This is a genomic window from Morganella sp. HMSC11D09 (assembly GCF_001807955.1).
Taxonomy (GTDB): Bacteria; Pseudomonadota; Gammaproteobacteria; order Enterobacterales; family Enterobacteriaceae; genus Morganella; species Morganella morganii.
The window spans coordinates 4,587-4,799 of sequence record NZ_KV791640.1; the positions used below are offsets into that span (position 1 = coordinate 4,587).

The window sequence follows — 213 nt, forward strand, 5'->3', positions numbered from 1 at the left end:
TCCGGCAAATTTCACCATGACCACAACCCGGTAATGTCCTGGATGATGTCTAACGTGACGGTAAAACCGGACAAAAATGACAACATTTTCCCGAACAAATCGACACCGGAAAACAAAATCGACGGACCGGTTGCGCTGTTTACCGCCAAATCACGCCAGATGGTGAATGGTGGCGGTGGTTCTGACTTCCTTTCCTCTCTGGATCCTGACGAA

At 49.3% G+C, this 213-nt stretch carries 1 protein-coding gene; it reads left to right on the forward strand.

Annotation, left to right across the window (positions count from 1 at the left end; translation table 11 throughout):
* On the forward strand, positions 1-213 hold a 213-nt coding region (locus HMPREF3119_RS19015), incomplete at both ends, for a terminase TerL endonuclease subunit (protein ID WP_246829220.1).